Annotated in this window: 17 protein-coding genes and 1 pseudogene; 4 read left to right on the top strand and 14 right to left on the bottom strand. The window is 48.7% G+C overall.

Annotation, left to right across the window (positions count from 1 at the left end; all coding sequences use genetic code 11):
• Window positions 1–110 precede the first annotated feature (110 nt).
• The 5 genes from ACOT1A_RS13925 to budA form a co-directional block, all read right to left on the bottom strand.
• Window positions 111–809 carry a GNAT family N-acetyltransferase gene (locus ACOT1A_RS13925; protein ID WP_105323037.1) on the bottom strand — a complete coding sequence of 233 codons (699 nt, stop codon included), beginning with the start codon at window positions 807–809 and terminating at the stop codon, window positions 111–113.
• 107 nt (window positions 810–916) lie between these two features.
• A complete protein-coding gene (locus ACOT1A_RS13920; RefSeq protein WP_022647360.1) occupies window positions 917–1390 on the bottom strand; it encodes a cold-shock protein in 474 nt (157 codons plus the stop codon).
• 130 nt (window positions 1391–1520) lie between these two features.
• Window positions 1521–2291, bottom strand: a complete 771-nt coding sequence (locus tag ACOT1A_RS13915) for a (S)-acetoin forming diacetyl reductase (RefSeq protein ID WP_022647359.1) — start codon at window positions 2289–2291, stop codon at window positions 1521–1523.
• A 20-nt stretch (window positions 2292–2311) separates the two neighbouring features.
• On the bottom strand, window positions 2312–4033 hold the full coding sequence (gene alsS, locus ACOT1A_RS13910) for an acetolactate synthase AlsS (RefSeq protein WP_152811382.1): 1722 nt from the start codon (window positions 4031–4033) through the stop codon (window positions 2312–2314).
• The gene (gene budA / locus ACOT1A_RS13905) at window positions 4005–4784 is read right to left on the bottom strand and encodes an acetolactate decarboxylase (protein ID WP_088581799.1); all 780 of its coding nucleotides are present in this window, start codon (window positions 4782–4784) and stop codon (window positions 4005–4007) included. The genes alsS and budA overlap by 29 nt, the downstream gene beginning before the upstream one ends.
• 105 nt (window positions 4785–4889) lie before the next feature.
• Here budA and ACOT1A_RS13900 point away from each other — a divergent pair, with 105 nt between their 5' ends.
• Window positions 4890–5786: a LysR family transcriptional regulator gene (locus tag ACOT1A_RS13900; RefSeq protein WP_063163431.1), complete on the top strand. Its 897-nt coding sequence runs from the start codon at window positions 4890–4892 to the stop codon at window positions 5784–5786.
• Window positions 5787–6012: 226 nt separating this feature from the next.
• Here ACOT1A_RS13900 and cspE read toward each other — a convergent pair whose 3' ends face one another.
• Window positions 6013–6225, bottom strand: a complete 213-nt coding sequence (gene cspE, locus ACOT1A_RS13895) for a transcription antiterminator/RNA stability regulator CspE (protein WP_022647355.1) — start codon at window positions 6223–6225, stop codon at window positions 6013–6015.
• A 703-nt stretch (window positions 6226–6928) separates the two neighbouring features.
• On the opposite strand from cspE, the gene ACOT1A_RS13890 reads away from it, so the two are divergent.
• From ACOT1A_RS13890 to ACOT1A_RS13880, 3 genes are all read left to right on the top strand, one after another.
• Window positions 6929–7384, top strand: a complete 456-nt coding sequence (locus tag ACOT1A_RS13890) for a hypothetical protein (RefSeq protein ID WP_023299535.1) — start codon at window positions 6929–6931, stop codon at window positions 7382–7384.
• 200 nt (window positions 7385–7584) lie between these two features.
• Window positions 7585–7995: an ASCH domain-containing protein gene (locus tag ACOT1A_RS13885; protein WP_023299534.1), complete on the top strand. Its 411-nt coding sequence runs from the start codon at window positions 7585–7587 to the stop codon at window positions 7993–7995.
• Window positions 7996–8195: 200 nt separating this feature from the next.
• Window positions 8196–8525 carry a type II toxin-antitoxin system HigB family toxin gene (locus ACOT1A_RS13880; protein ID WP_032671566.1) on the top strand — a complete coding sequence of 110 codons (330 nt, stop codon included), beginning with the start codon at window positions 8196–8198 and terminating at the stop codon, window positions 8523–8525.
• A gap of 83 nt (window positions 8526–8608) precedes the next feature.
• On the opposite strand, the gene ACOT1A_RS13875 is transcribed toward ACOT1A_RS13880, so the two are convergent.
• From ACOT1A_RS13875 to ACOT1A_RS13840, 8 genes and pseudogenes are all read right to left on the bottom strand, one after another.
• A complete protein-coding gene (locus tag ACOT1A_RS13875) occupies window positions 8609–9172 on the bottom strand; it encodes a hypothetical protein (RefSeq protein ID WP_023299532.1) in 564 nt (187 codons plus the stop codon).
• Window positions 9173–9304: 132 nt separating this feature from the next.
• Complete coding sequence (locus tag ACOT1A_RS13870; protein ID WP_105322529.1) at window positions 9305–9643, bottom strand: barstar family protein; 339 nt, start codon at window positions 9641–9643, stop codon at window positions 9305–9307.
• A 198-nt stretch (window positions 9644–9841) separates the two neighbouring features.
• The gene (locus ACOT1A_RS13865) at window positions 9842–10168 is read right to left on the bottom strand and encodes a hypothetical protein (protein ID WP_105322528.1); all 327 of its coding nucleotides are present in this window, start codon (window positions 10166–10168) and stop codon (window positions 9842–9844) included.
• A gap of 223 nt (window positions 10169–10391) precedes the next feature.
• The gene (locus ACOT1A_RS13860; RefSeq protein ID WP_123906466.1) at window positions 10392–10859 is read right to left on the bottom strand and encodes a hypothetical protein; all 468 of its coding nucleotides are present in this window, start codon (window positions 10857–10859) and stop codon (window positions 10392–10394) included.
• Window positions 10852–12549 (bottom strand): annotated as a pseudogene (locus ACOT1A_RS13855) (RHS repeat-associated core domain-containing protein); the annotation flags it as partial. The pseudogene ACOT1A_RS13855 and the gene ACOT1A_RS13860, both read right to left, overlap by 8 nt.
• Before the next feature lie 498 nt (window positions 12550–13047).
• The gene (locus tag ACOT1A_RS13850; RefSeq protein WP_105322526.1) at window positions 13048–13569 is read right to left on the bottom strand and encodes an SMI1/KNR4 family protein; all 522 of its coding nucleotides are present in this window, start codon (window positions 13567–13569) and stop codon (window positions 13048–13050) included.
• A 128-nt stretch (window positions 13570–13697) separates the two neighbouring features.
• Window positions 13698–14162, bottom strand: coding sequence for an SMI1/KNR4 family protein (locus ACOT1A_RS13845; protein ID WP_256145864.1), 465 nt, complete (start codon window positions 14160–14162; stop codon window positions 13698–13700).
• Between the two features lie 232 nt (window positions 14163–14394).
• Window positions 14395–14955 carry an SMI1/KNR4 family protein gene (locus ACOT1A_RS13840; protein ID WP_232934582.1) on the bottom strand — a complete coding sequence of 187 codons (561 nt, stop codon included), beginning with the start codon at window positions 14953–14955 and terminating at the stop codon, window positions 14395–14397.
• Between the last annotated feature and the right edge of the window lie 309 nt (window positions 14956–15264).

The raw sequence follows: 15264 nt of genomic DNA, 5'->3' as shown, positions 1-15264 counted from the left end.
GGGCATCGCTGACAGCCCTCAGTCATTTAGAAAGCAACTTTATTGCTTCTGCATAAAAAAATTACTGGGGATCCCTCAGCCCTTTGGGAGAGGGTTAGGGTGAGGGAAAATTATTTTCGAAATTTCTCTAACCGCCTGACCTGCCGCCCTTCCGCGTCAAAATTCTCCGCCGCCAGCCAGGCGCGCAACTCCGCGTCCCTTTCCGGCCACTCGCCGTCAATAATAGAGAGCATATCGCTGTCGCGGTTGCGTCCTTTGCGCACCAGCTTCTGGCGCAGGCGCCCTTCCCAGACAAACCCCAGCCGCTCCGCCGCATTGCGCGAGGCGGTGTTCATCGAATCGCACTTCCACTCCAGCCGACGATATTTATGCTCAAAGGCGTTTTTCAGCAGTAGCCACACCGCTTCGGTGCCAATGCGGGTGCCTTTCATCTTGCGCGACCAGGTGACGTGGCCAATTTCCACCGATCCCAGAAAGCGTTCAATCGCCATATAGCTCACCAGCCCTACCGCCTTTTCGGTGCGCAGATCGATAACGGCAAAGGGCACCAGGTCGTCATCCAGCACCTTTCCAAGCACCCAGTGCGCAGTAGCCTCAACGCTCACAGGCTGGGTGCTGGCAAGCCACGTCCAGTCGCTGTCATCGCCCAGTGCGTAAGCTTCAAACAGATCCGCCGCGTGGCGTTCTGCGTCCAACGGTTCCAGACGACAATACTGGCCGGTTAGCGGCGTGCGAGTTAGCGCTCGAGCACATTTCCAGTCGGGGACGATATCGTTAACGGTTTGACCATGTTGATTGATTTCGGGCACGGCGGTGACTCCCTGCAAGGTAAGGAGTTTGTTATAGCAGGTTAAAAAGCGGTCGAAAAGGAAGAACGTGCAGGCCGGGTAACGCGTAGCCGCCACCCGGCATAAAATTACTTCAGCAGCTTAACCGTCGCGTCGATGTCGATTTCATCTTCGGTGAAGATCATCGTCGTGTTCTGGAAGGTGGTGATCGCCAGCTTCTTCACCGTGCGCATCTCGCCCGGTTTTTTCTCACTTTTCGGCTTGATGCTGTTCATCAGTAGCCCCACCGACAGCACCGCGTTCTCTTTGTCGATTTTGGTCTCAACGGGCTCTTCTTCGCTGAACACCACGAAGGATTTGATCGAGGTGAGCTTCACGCGCTCGCCCGCGATATAAAGATGCTTGCTCTCCGGGATCACCTTCACCGCATACGCGGAAAGGCCTTTGGTGTTTGTGGTGGGTTCGAAGGTCACCGCCGCATCTTTCTTAATCAGATCAGGGTTGGCGACCTTAATCACGTGAAAATAGCGGTTGTCGCCGTTTTCATCTTTGATAAATCCGAAGCCTTTATCTTTAAACCACGTTGTGATTGTACCGTTCATCGCTGTTACCGCCTGTCAGATCTTAAGACTAAAGTTTTGCAGCGCGCAGTGTAATGCACAATGGCTGAGGAGACAAAAAAAAGCCCCTGCACGGGAGCAGGGGAAAGTTCATGTCAGAGCTTATTAGAATTTAGTTGAACACCATCCCACCATCAATCAGCAGCGACTGACCGGTCATGTAGTCGGAGTCTGGTCCGGCGAGGTAAGAGACGCAGGCGGCCACATCTTCCGGTTCGGACAAACGGCCAAGCGTGATGCGTTTGGCAAAGGTTTCCGTTCCGTAGCCGAGCGGTTTACCCGCCGCCTCGGAGACCTGACGGTCGATCTCCGCCCACATCGGCGTTTTGACGATGCCCGGGCAATAGGCGTTAACGGTGATCCCCAGCGGCGCGAGATCCCGCGCGGCGGTCTGGGTTAAGCCACGCACCGCGAACTTGCTGGAGCTGTACACCGCCAGTTCCGGGTTGCCGGTATGGCCCGCCTGGGAGCAGGCGTTGATGATTTTGCCGCCGTGCCCCTCTTTGCGGAACGCGTCAATCGCGGCCTGAATGCCCCAGATCACCCCTTTCACGTTGATGTTGTAGACCTTGTCGACAATTTCCGGCGTGATGGATTCGATTGGCGTGGACGGCGCCACCCCGGCGTTATTGACGATGACGTTGAAGCCGCCCAGCGCGGTGCGGGCTTTTTCCACCGCCGCAAACACCTGGTCGCGGTCAGAGACGTCCACCTTCACGGCGACGGCTTTCCCGCCGTTGCGGGTGATCTCATCCGCGACCGCTTTCGCCGTCTCTTCGTTGTAATCCGCAATAGCGACGGCAAAGCCGTCCTTCACCAGGCGAAGCGCGATCGCTTTGCCAATCCCCTGGCCGGAGCCGGTTACGAGAGCCACTTTTTGCATTTCTCTGTCCTTATATTGATTCACAAAATCTGGCTGAGATGGAGCTGGCCCATCAGCAGCGGGTTATCGCTGTAGTCGACGGGAATGGCCACCACGGCCGGGCCATCGACATCCATTGCGGCACGCAGCGTCGGTTCGAGCGCGTCGGCGCTCTCGACGGCAAAGCCTTTCGCACCGAAGGCGTCGGCATAGGCTTTAAAATCGACCGGGCCAAACTCCACGCCGGAGAGACGCTGGTATTTTTTCTCTTCCTGGATCGCCACCATGTTGTAGGCGTTATCCACCCAGATGATGTGCAGCACGTTGGCATTGAGGCGCACAGCGGTTTCCAGCTCCATGCTCGACTGCAAAAATCCGCCGTCCCCGGAGACCGACACCACCTTGCGCCCCGGGTTGACCAGCCACGCGCCAATCGCCCACGGCAGCGCCACGCCCATGGTCTGCTGACCGTTGGAGATCATCACCTGACGCGCGCGGAAGCTGTAGAGGTAGCGGGCGATCCAGATGTGGAAGCTGCCCATATCGACGGTGAGCGTTACGTCGTTATTCACGATGTCCTGCATGGCGCGCACGATGCGCAGCGGATGCAGGGCAAACTGGTTTAGCGATGCGCCGCGACGGTCGAGGAGGTCACGCTGATGCTGGCGATCGACAAGAATTTCCGAGGCGCGCTGGCTGAGTTCAAGTTTGTGCTCGATTCGGCTGGCAAGCAGATTCAGCGTGGCGGCAATATCCCCGACCAGTTCCAGATCGGGAACATACTTGCGCTCCTCATAGGCGGGCAGCACGTCAATGTGCACCAGCGTGGCATCGCCGCTGTTCCACATGGACGGCTCGTATTCCACCGGGCTGTAGCCGATGCAGATAATCAGATCCGCCAGATGCAGCAACCGATCTCCGGCCTGGTTGTTGAACAGGCCGACGCGCCCGGCGAAGCGGGTGAAGTGTTCCTGATTCACCGCCCCGGCGGCCTGATAAGTGCTGGTGACCGGAATGCGGCTTTTCTCCAGCAGCGTGCGCAGCGCGGCGCTGTTGGCGGGCTGGCTGGCCATCAGGCCGAGTAAAATGACCGGGTTTTTGGCGTTCTCGATAAGCTTCGCCACGTCGTTAATGGCGGACTCCGGTGCCGGGCCCATCAGCGCCGGGCCGCTGGCGGGTAAAATCGCTCCCGTGGTGGGCTGGTCGACAATATCCTGCGGCAGGCTGACAAACGCCCCGCCCGGCCTGCCCTGCTCGGCAGCGCGAAACGCGTTCGATACCACCTCAGCAATCGCGTCAGGCGAATTGACTTCGACGGCGTATTTGGTCACCGGGCTGAACATGGCGACAGTGTCCATGCTCTGGTGCACCAGCTTGGCTTTATCCGCCCGCTTCACCGCCCCGCCCAGCGCGACGACCGGGTCGCCTTCGCTGTTGGCGGTGGCGATGCCGGTGATCAGATTGGAGCAGCCCGGCCCGGAGGTGACCAGCGCGACTCCGGCCTTGCCGGTTAACCGCCCTACCGCTGCCGCCATAAACGCCGCGTTCGCCTCGTGACGCACCGGGATAATCTCGATGGAGGAGTCCAGCAGAGAGTCAAAGACCTTGTCGATTTTTGCGCCCGGGATCCCGAACACCTGCTTCACACCCTGCGCTTCCAGCTGGCCGACAACCATATCGGCGCCGTGCGCCCACTGACGTGACTGTTTCTCACTGTTCACGGTAGTTCTCCTGTTAGTTTTCGACGGCGCGGATAGCCGCATCAAGGTTGCTGGGGTGCAGGTTGGCCTGTAAAAACGCGCTGTCGGCGGGCAGGTCAATCATCAGCTTGTGGATTTCGCCGAAGGTGAGCACGCCGCTCTCCAGCTGATAGTCGAGCAGATGGCCGCCGCCCTGACGGTCGTCGGTGATAAAGTGCTCGTGATAGCCCGCCACGTTGATGCCCTGCATATGCTGCGGGGTGCGGAACCCGACCAGCACGCCCTCGCGCTGGTTAAAGCGGAACACCGGCTGGTCGTCCAGCACGTCGGTCATCGCCCGGTACGGCGGCGTCTGGCGCGGAACGGTGCGGGTATGCGCATGGCGGAAGTTGCCATCGATGCGCAGCGCGCAGAACAGGTTATCGGAGGGGATCTGCTGGTCGATCACGTCGTGGATCTGCTGACGGCTGACCGGACCGTTAAAGGTTTTGCGGTACTGCGGCTGGAACCAGGTCATCACCGCGAACGGCGTTTTTTGCTCCGGCTTAGCGGCGCGGGCGCTGCCGTCGGCGCGCAGCTGGTACACCTGGCTGCTGAAGGCAATCATTTCACCGTCCAGCTCGTTAAAGGTGCCGAGACCAAAATCACCGTGTGCCAGCAGGTCGGCGATCGTCGTCTCCCCTTCGTAGACGCCGCTTAGCAGGGCGCTCATTAGCGATGTCTGATAGATCACGCTGTCAGGATGCTGAGCCGAGAACCCACGCAGGGTCTCGCATAAACTCGCCTCACAGTCGCATGCAGATGAATGCATCATCATGCCCGTCCTCTTCAACTTTATTTATAAAGGTTAAATAAATGTTGACCCGATTCAGCAGAGAGTTCCAATATAGAATCCATGCTGGTTTGAGACGTTTTTGATATGGAACTTCGTTATCTGCGCTATTTTGTCGCGGTTGCACGCGAGCGACACTTCACCAGGGCGGCCAAAGCGCTGGGTATTTCACAGCCTCCACTGAGCCAGCAGATTAAACGGCTTGAGGAGGAAGTGGGCACACCGCTGTTCAGGCGCCTGACGCGGGGCGTGGAGCTGACCGAGGCGGGAGAAGCCTTCTATGAGGACGCCTGTAAGATCCTGGCGCTGAGCGACGCCGCGCTGGAGAAAGCCCGGGGCATCGCGCGCGGCCTGAACGGCAGCCTGTCGATTGGCATCACCAGCTCCGACGCCTTTCATCCCAAAATTTTCGCGCTGATTCGTCAGTTTCAGGTGCAGAACATGGCGGTGCAGGTTCACCAGGTGGAAGCCAATATGTCTTCGCTGACGACAATGCTGGCGGAGGGTGAACTGGATATCGCCTTTGTGCGCCTGCCGTGCGAAAGCAGCAAGGTGTTCGAGCTAAAAATCCTCGACCGGGAGCCGATGGTGGTGGCGCTGCATCGCGATCATCCTCTGGCTGCGTGCGATTCGCTGGCGTTAGAGCAGCTTCGGGAGACACCGGTGGTGCTGTTCCCCCAGGAGGTCGCGCCGGGGCTGTATGACCGCGTTTACGGCAGCTGCGAGCGGGCCGGAGTCGATATGCAACACACGCTGCAATCTTCACAACTTTCCTCTTCTCTGAGCATGGTCTCCGCTGGCGGCGGGTTCGCGCTGGTGCCGAAATCGATGGCCGCTATTTCTCCGCCGAATGTCACCTACCACGCGCTGAGCTCACCGGCGCTTTATACCGATATCGCGCTCTGCTGGCGGCGCTTTGAACGCTCACGGACGGTGAAACGGTTTCTGGCGATGATGAGCGAGGGGGAACGGGAGCAGGGATGAACCTTTTCAGAAACTGCGGACTGTATTGATGCTCAATTTATTGCGAAGCAGTTTTTGAGGCTGAATTTGAAGGGAGTATGGGCAGGCTGCCATATAAAACTCAGTACCATTACCCTTTAAAAATAAAAAACCCGCACAGGTGCGGGTTAATTTTTATCAGTACAGCTTAACTGCTCGGACTATTGTCTTCATCGCTATCGTACGCCGCACTGATATTTAGCGCGGGTTACAGTGGAGAAACGTTTCCAGCTGCTGGACCTTTTGCGCCATTCTCAATGGTAAAGGAAACTTTCTGACCTTCATCAAGCGTTTTGAAGTTGTCGCTCTGAATTGCAGAGAAGTGTACGAATACATCTTTGCTGCCGTCGTCAGGGGTGATAAAGCCGAAACCTTTATCTGCGTTGAACCATTTTACTAAACCAGTCATTTTATTAGACATAGATAAATCCTTAATTTATGAGCCACATAAGCGCGGCGATGATGGCCTGTATTTCGAGAGTTACTTATTTGGCACTTAGGAGGAGGCTCACGAAGAAGGAGTATCTACTGATAACACCTGAACTGAGGACTGCTTTACTAAAACTGCTTTCATAAGGTCTGTATTCCAAACCGATGACGCTATTAAGACACAGCGAAATTTATTGCGCAATGATTATTATTATTTATTTTAACCATTTAAACGCCCGGATGGCTGGTCGCGGTGCCAGACATCGTTCTGGCTTGAGGTCTACCATGTACTACAAAATGTCTACGCTTTCACTGTGCCGGGAGTTTGGGGTGTTTTGTTCACAGGCGGGAAAATCCTCCCGCGCCACGCAGACGTTATTAGAAGGGATGCTCAAAATGAAAAGGTCTGCGTAAGACGTAATCGCAGTGCAAACTGGGCCCGGCGGCGCTGCGCTTGCGCGGGCCTACGGGTCGTATCGCGGTGGTTTTGGAGGCCGGGTCGGGCGTAGCCGCCACGCGGCAATCCCCTTCTGGAAGCCGCCTCGCAAACCTGCAAGCAACCTTATGTAATTCAGGGTTATCCCTTTTCATCCCTTCTTCACGGTCGTAAAGTGCCTGCGTTGCGGAACATCCGTAACCGGGCGTAGGAACCCGTTAGCATAACATGACACTTTTCTGCACAACGAGGATGCTAAATGGCTACTACACCTAACTTTTCTTATGCGCTCTCTGAAGAAAGCGCTGTTCATCAGCTCATCAACGCTTCAATTTCCGATTTTGCGGATCTTTTCGAGCTGGCTGATACCTGCGCCGCGTATGTTAGCGTGCTGGTGGAAACTGACGACGCAGTGATGTTTGCCACGCTCTGCAAGCGATTGCTGGCCGCGCTGAAGCGGCTGCGTGAGTGCTGTGACTCAGAGCTTCCGTCGTATCTGGTTGAGCAATTGATTGCAGGTGAAAAGATTACTTCCTGCGTGCCGGACTGCTGGCAGGAAACGGTGTTGCAGGTGGATTATGCCGTGGCATTAACGCTGGCGGTGATGGGCGGGACACTGCCTGCGAGCGTGGCGAAAGAACTCACCGGGCTACTGCATGATATGGTCTGGCTGCTGGCAGAGTTTGTGAAGGAGCCGTATATAACGACGCACTGAGGCGGGTGATGGGAGGCCGGAGTTCTGCTGGGTAAGAAGCTGATCCCCGGCCTTACGCAAAATTTAATGTTGTTTTTGAATGTCTGGTAAGAGCGAAGAGCGGACAAAGTAGCAGAGGGAAAGCATCAATGTTAATGTCCGGAAAGTTCATGTTAAAACTCTGTATGACATTTTTCATCGACGATTAAAAAGGGCTCTTAATGGCTACTGTTGAGGTATTAAAAGTAAAGTATCCAGGCGCAGATGCCTGGCAAATGGGAGACAGCCCGGAACTGGCCAGCGAGCTTGCGGACCTGATTAAAAAAGGGATTAAAACGGCCTCCTGCGGATCCTTTGCCTCTTACCAGCAAGAAAAGTCTGCCCCGAGGATTGGAAGCTATAACATTATCCTTGATGGCCTGAATGCCCCGGTCTGCGTGACCCGGCTGGTTTCAATGCGACTGGTGCGTTTTTGTGATGTGACTGAGGAGTTTGCCCGCAAAGAAGGTGAAGGCGATTTAAGCCTTCAATACTGGCGAAATGAGCATCAGCGATTTTTTACCCGCGAAGGTCATTTTTCTAAAGATATGGAGTTGATCGCAGAAGAATTTGAAGTGGTTGAAGTGCTGTAAGACGAGAGAGTCCGGCTGGCGTCTGCTGCTATTAATAACAATGTCCGCTCCTGGCACAAAGTGGACATTTCTTTCACAGTCACCTCTTACAGTGTTCACACTCATTAAATGATCGCCTTTATCACGAGCAAATGAAAACTGCAATCCATGACAATTCCCACATTCTCAACCCGCCGACCACCACCTTAAATGTTTCCAATCTGGAAACAAGGGGCAAAAATGCCCGCAGTCTCAAGAGCGCTTTCGACGCGGCCACCAGACATTTTCCTATTCAAGAACTCGCTCTGGAAGATCTTTACTGGGTACTAAAAGGAGACCACTACCCATCACCAGACGACATGCGAAAGCGCTTCCCCAGCCGGGAGAGGATGAAATACCGGGAAAAATGGTGGGTCATTGACGTAGGTGGCGGGTATTTAAGAGTAATGTTATTTACTGATTTTGAGCGCGGAAAGCTCTTCATCAAACACACCAGCACTCACGCAGAGTATGACAAGCTCACGTACCTCTACCGGAGAACGAAAGAATGAACTTTGCAGCAGCCATCAAAGCGGCGAACAATCTGACAAGCGAGGCATATCCCATTCATTTATTTAAATAAAAAACATGTACCCTAGCCATAAAAATAATCATAGAATGCATTAAAACCTTCATTACCGATAAGAGGCGCAATTCTTTTCCGCAACTCATCAATAAAGTCACCTTTCACTTCGTCATTATCATCTGCTATATCAAAGATACCGTATTGACCATATACCAAATCAATAAGCTCAGCTAATGAAAATATAAATCCAGAGAGACTGCTAGCTATTTTAAATGGTTCAATTACATCATAACTAGCATAGACAGAGGTATTCCCTTCTTCGATAACCGCAATTAAAGGTTTACCTCCACCTAAATCATCACCAATAACAAGATAATTATCCGGTAAGTATTCATAACCACTTTGAGCCTTCGAGAGCTCACTGATAGAGTGAATTTTAATTGGCGTGAAGCCTGTTTCAATGTTTAATTTTTCCGGATTGTAATTTTTATATAAGTAATCAACATCTGTGGAACGAGGTAGGTTGGTTGGAAATGCATTGTCCAAGTCATTAACGGTATTGAAATTTCCGGATACCGAGTATTCATTACAAATAGCGGCTAGTTGCTTCAACGCCTCTTTAATCCCTCTCATCAGCCCTCCCTAAAGTATCTATGATTACACTCCACATAGTGAATGAAAAATATACTTTTCGCAACATACTTCCGTTCAGAATAATATCAATTAATAAAAAACAGGCGAATTTTTCTTTTCGCCCGCCATATTTCACTTATGTTGTGCACAAAGCAATAAAAAGATAGTTGGCTCCTCACCAAATAAAATACTTCTATTATTTACCTCTTGAATTGACAAAAGAAAATCATGCTTCAATCCCTCATTCAAATTGTTGATATTACTTATCTTAAGTAATAAAAACTCGTCTTGCTTTAAGTTTAAAGATGTCATCCCCTCTTCTGGGAATCGCAAACTAGTCAGGCAATCTATGAATGCATGGAAATTATTACCATAGAAATCAGGAAAGCCAAACAAGTGCTTAACCCTATCATGAAATTCTGTAACATCATTTATTTCTTTAAAGTCAATAGATAAAGTAATTACTTTCATTACTTCCATCCTCCCAGACCGATCTCTAGGAAAGTGTTGTAATGGTCGTGACTATATAATGCTTGACCTGTATTACCTAAGCTATACCTTTTCAACTGGGAAGTGGATAAGACTTTTAGCTTCATAAATATCACTCAGCAATAGCGATAGCATATTAATTAAAAAAAATCACCACTAAAAAATAATTTATTAAAATAACTACAAAATTGCCGGGAAGAATCCCGGCATATATTTACTCTTCTTCCAACTCAAAAGTAATTGCTTTATTGTTGAGAAATTCTCTATTACCGACATAATTTTCTTATAATTGCCGGAGTGAATTTGAATAAAAAATCCATCTTTTTTCTTTGCTATTTCGAAATCAGCCCCCCAATCAGATGAAGAATCTTTTATAGAAAACCCAAATGCATTATCTGAAGAATGACTCAAAATGTATGAATCACTCTTTTCGAAAACAACTTTAATTCCAAAGAAGATATCATCTTGGTGAGAGCTGTTTACAATCAAATGATATTCAATGCTCATAATTATCTATCACTCCCAGGAGGTCGACCTCTGACAACAGGGTAATCAGCTGGATTTCGGATACCCATATGGGTTAAATTAGGGTCCGTTGAAATATTACCCAAATCGTCTAACTGGCTTCATTCGGTCCATAATCCTGCCGCTCCCGCAGCAGGTGGTAGTCCTGCCACAGGATGTGGGTTAAGCTATTAACAAAATCAATAATCTATCTTTAAATATGTAACTAACTGACAGAGGAGATGCCCCCCGACTTTAAATCATTTTTTTTGTAATATATCCTTAAAGAATGCTCGTCATCACTGATAATAAAAACCCTGTCTGGATCTTTAAAAAGGAGACATATGTCATAAGTATCATTTATTTTAAAAAGGCCTGCTAAAAATAAACGAAAATCTTTCACATGGACACATACACTGGCAACACCCTCATAGATAAAGCAACAGGAACCCTCGTTATCCACATGTAATATATCTATCGTTTTTTCGACCAATTCCTTTACATTAACCGGTTGTTCAAAATGAAATCCTTCAATCTCATCTTTTATGGAGTTAACTCTTTTTAACTCTTCACGATGCCAAGTAAAACCCTTCTCATTCACTAATGAGATAGAGTAGGAGTCAATCCCATCGATACTTTTTGCAAATCCCTTTGCTCTATGTATGATTAATTTTTCTTCAATTCTACTAGTCATAATAAATATGATGATCATTGGTTGAAGGCACATTAATCTTTTGATACCTGGACTCTTTAAAATCATAGGTTCTAGGATCTGCGCCTGGTTTAGATTTTCCAGCATGTGTATGTGGACCTGGAGCCCTTGGATCGGCGGTATGCTCAACAACTACCTTTTTATGCCCCTGAGCATCTGTATATTCATAATATCTACCATGAGAACCAAGATCTTCTGAATATTGATAGTTAGTGCTTCCCCTTCTCCTCTTATCACTTCCAACAATCCATTGTCTCTCTGGCTGTTGAGAGCGTGGGATACCTGCGGTGTCTTTCGCTTTATTTAAAGCCTGTCGTCTGTTTGTACCAGTACATGAAAGACCCAGCGGATCAATCCACCCCAACGGGTTCGGCGCATACTGATAAAGGTTCCACCCGCCATTCAGCCCAATCGGATCCTGCACAATAAACCGCCCGACCTGCGGGTCGTAGTAGCGGAACAGGTTATAGTGCAGCCCCGTTTCACCGTCAGCGTACTGCCCGGCATAGCGAAGCGGCTGGTGTGCCATCGCCGTGCGATTCACCAACCGTGAGAACCCTTCGCTCTGATGGCGCACCTCGCCAAAGCTGCCGTACTGGCCGCTCCAGCGCACCGCGCCGCGCTCGTCTGTGACCTCCAGCGGAGCACCGTTCAGATCGGTATTGAACCAGTAAATCTCACCGCTGCTCTGGTCACGAAGGTGATCCACACGCGCCAGCGGGCTCCAGGCTTCATTCGGGTCGTATACATACGTGCTGCACAGCCCGCTCTCCTGCTGCTCCTGCAGCAGACGGTAGCCCTGCCACAGGAAGCGGGTGTCGGTAGTGCCGTGCGTCGTGGTGACGATTTTGCGCGTGCGGCGGCCCAGCGCGTCGTAGTGATAGCGCGCCTCAAACCGCCCTTCCGGCCCGGTTCCGCGGGCGGATACCAGCCGGTTCTCGGCGTCATACGCGTAATGCTGTTCATACAGCCCGTTGCGGCGGCTGACCAGGTTGCCCCAGTAGTCGTATTTCATAAACAGCGCCTGCCAGTGCTGCAGGCGGTTATCCGTAACCGGTACCACAGCGTCACTGGCGGCGAGGTTATCCGCAGCGTCATAGCTGAACTGCGCGCGGCTGTGCCCCTGTCGGGCCTCGTAGTGCTTCAGCAGGCGCCCTTCGGCGTCGTAGCCGTAGTCCACCTCACCGCGCAGTGTATCGCTGACGCCGGAAAGCTCACCGCGCGCGGTGTAGCGGTACAGGCGTTCCAGTAGCGCCTGCTCCGGCAGGGTCACGTCCGTGCTCAATTCGCTGCGCTGCAGGGTGCGTCTGCCGAGACTGTCATACTGACGGAGCTGCTCGCGCGCGCCCTGGGTGCGGCGCACTTCGCGATGCAGGCGGTCGCGGGTGAACTCGGTCACCAGCTGCTGCCCGAAGCGGATGGCGCTGACGTGGCCGGAGCCGTAGTGCAGCCAGGCCAGCTTTTGCTCGCCGGGCAGCGTCAGGCCGGTCAGGTTGCTCATCGCATCCCATTCATAGCCCACCTCGCCGTTAATGCCGGACTCGCTCAGCACGCGTCCGGCGGCGTCGTGGCGGTAAGCGATCTCATCGCTTTCGATACCCAGGGCAACGCCTTCGGCCGTCGGAGTGCGGCGGATGCGGGTAATCTGGCCGCTCGGGTCGCGGAAGTGGCGGTTTGCATGAAACAATCATGCTACCGCCATACCCTGATCAATTAAGCTATCTGCACGATAACTATTTTACTTTTTAAACAGCAGGTTAAACACAGAAACTTACTTACACATAGTACTGTTTTATGGTCGACTATATAGGTATCATCTATTCCAGCCGTAAAATCGAAGCCTGAGCCGGATATGCACAGAGTCCTTTTTCACATTACAAGATCTGGTAGCCAGAAACGACGAGATCGGGATTATCATCAACATTTTATTCATATTATTAGTATCATCACTGGTAATAAATAAGTAGAATCTATCATTATAAAAAGTCAAATGGTTTATTTTATAACGTACTTATTTAATTTTCCAAACCTAACAATGCTGTCGACTTTAATATGAAGATTTGAATACAAGCATACGTTATACTCTTATTTTACTATTTATCCATTTAATAACCTCTAAATTTAAAAACAAGCCATAATCATATTGTTAATATGACTTAATTTTGAAACATCATAAATCAACAGTTACATTCATTCCTGCATCAAGGGAAGTCTTACAAATTATCTTGTGAAATTCAGTAAAGCTATTAGTAATTTTATAGATATTGCCACACTCATTTTGCTCAGCGAACTCAAAATATTGGATATCATCATCTGCATGTAGATGTGTTCTGTCCCAATAATACACACCTTGGCTTTCACTACCATTTAATATAAGGTAAAAGTTACCTCCAGGATTACCGCCGATGATTAATTTATCATCAATAAAATCAAGTTCATTTAAAAAACACTTATTTTGACGAAAAATGTCGTGATTAGGATTTTTCATATTTATTCCAAAAAGGGCATAAAAAGCTATAACCCCTTCATCGACACCTTCGTACTCAAGTTCACAAAAATCTGGAGATTTTACAACAAAACCATTTTTAAACCTGAGGAATTCTTTATAATCTTCTGGCAAACCGAAATTAAATTTCGCCTCCAAAATTCTAAGTTCATCTTTTGTTTTGGGTTTACCGCATGAAATAGGCATAAGCTATCCTTAGTATATAATTCCTTGATCTTAGATAATCCACCTCAAAAAAAACAAACTACAATTAATTTTTACATACATAATTTATTGTAGTAATAAAGTCGGGAAAAATATCCCGAATTCTTATTTCAAATGCTTTCGAACTTGATAACAGATGGGGGAAAATCATCAGGGAATGATTTACATCTAATTTTGTTTTTTAATAATCCCTCAAGAAAATCAGTTAGCCCACTATCAAAATACTCAACTTCTGGTGATCGTGCTGCAATAATAGCAACGGTCCATAACTCACTATTATCTTTAGAATTTACCACCCAGAATAGATAATCCCCATTATCGGTAACTCCTAACGGAATCAATCCATTACCCTTGGGATACAATTGATAATTATAATAACCCTTATCTGACTCAATCAGATAATTAAGCTCTTCCAAAATTAATTTATACTGTTCAAAAAAATTGATACCTTCATTTTTACTAAATGGGTTAAAAATAACAATAAAGTCCGCGATACGACCTGAACCATACTCATTTATAAACTCAATATAATCAGAGGGGAAAGGTAAACCATCCTCAATCAGTGGCCATTTCATTCCCTTCCCCGAATCTGAAGGGGCGAAAGATACTGCTAATATTGTAACCAGTTTATTTATCAACATAGCATGCGTTCCAATATTGATATGAACAGAATTTAATCCGGCCTGAACGTCTATCAAAATAACTAATTTGGGAATTAATTTTCATTCCACAGAACTTTTATTAGTAGCACGCTGTTCATAAATAAAAACCGGGAAATATCCAAGAGATACTCCCCTTAAAAAGGGATTATATACTATTCCAAAAAGAAATATCATTTGGCCCTGTTGAATTTATAATTTCCGTTAGCGGGCATGCTTTTAAAAAATGCGAACCAACACCTCTGATAAATAGCTCAAAAGTATCAGCTATCGATTCCCATCCATCCATCGTTTGTTCACTTGTAATAGCATAAACTTTGCCATCGTGAGTATTAAGCAAGATAGTATAAGGATCTGATATTGCGATACATATCACACCATCTGGTCTATGCTCGCCAATCCACCAATGGTTAAACTCATCATTGTTAATCCTGACTATTTTCTCCAAATAATCATCACCATGACCGAAAGATATATTCCCCAAAGAGAAGTTATCAATATCATAATTATTGACAAACTCAATAAAATCCTTTGGGAAATTTACACCAAGTCTGTCCTCCGAATGCTTGATATTATTTACAGGCGCCATTCTTTTTTTCAAAATCAAATCATCCATCTCTCCATTAAAAGGAGAGAACTTCTCATGTAATTTAACTTCAATTTCATTTATTGTTAATAACACAATTATTACTCTCATTTCGTATGCCAAACATCGCCATTGCCAACATGAGTACATCCAGATGCGGGTATATCATATGTTACAAAATCGACATGTTAATGTATTATTGCATCTACTTTATAATTCACTTGCTCAGGAAATACTTTAATCTGGGTTTCATCTATTCTCGGTAACTGTCCCACTTCTTTTATTCTTTATAACTTGTTTTAACTTAAGGAACCCAATGCATATAAGATTATTGACTCCAAAATTCTGGGTATTCCCTTATATCGCAGTTGAAATAAGTATTCCTGATACTAATGTTCTGGTATCTATTTAGAATGCATGATGAGGTCTTCC

The sequence above is a fragment of the Enterobacter cloacae complex sp. SYL003 genome (assembly GCF_049236925.1).
Taxonomy (GTDB): Bacteria; Pseudomonadota; Gammaproteobacteria; order Enterobacterales; family Enterobacteriaceae; genus Enterobacter; species Enterobacter intestinihominis.
Note: the sequence above shows the minus strand (reverse complement) of the source record. Positions and strands in the feature narration are given on the sequence as shown.